Genomic DNA, 460 nt, shown 5'->3' with positions numbered 1-460 from the left:
TTGTTATGCCTGTACTACTTTTTGTGTGAAGTGCTCAAAAGCCGTAACTTTAGAATAACCCTCAGATACATATAGATTTTTTGCTGATTCGTTATCAATTGAAGTCGCAAGCTTCACAGTTAAAGCATTGGTTTCTTTAGCATAAACTTTGACTTTCTGTAGCAATGCTTTACCAACCCCCTTATGTCTTGCTGATTCAATTACATACAAATCATTCAAATACCACATACGCTTCATCGCGACTGAAGAGTACGATGGATAAAGCTGAACAAAACCCAACGGGTGATCATGATGATCAAGTGCTAAGAAAATGACTGAATCTGAATGATTGAGCCTTTCCTCAATGAAACGCGAAGCTTGCGCCAAATCTGACTCTTGCCCATAAAATTGACGATATAAATCAAATAATTGAGCAACAGTTTCAAGGTGGATTTTATCTGCTTCTACTATTTTCAAATTG

The 460-nt window shown here is 36.7% G+C and carries 1 protein-coding gene; it reads right to left on the bottom strand.

Going from position 1 to position 460, the window contains the following annotated elements; all coding sequences use genetic code 11:
* Window positions 1–3: 3 nt before the first annotated feature.
* Window positions 4–456: a GNAT family N-acetyltransferase gene (locus tag EYW48_RS21470; RefSeq protein ID WP_171981743.1), complete on the bottom strand. Its 453-nt coding sequence runs from the start codon at window positions 454–456 to the stop codon at window positions 4–6.
* Between the last annotated feature and the right edge of the window lie 4 nt (window positions 457–460).

Source organism: Vibrio sp. 1180_3, assembly GCF_029478545.1.
Lineage (GTDB): Bacteria > Pseudomonadota > Gammaproteobacteria > Enterobacterales > Vibrionaceae > Vibrio > Vibrio aestuarianus.
This window is presented reverse-complemented; position numbering and strand designations above follow the sequence as displayed.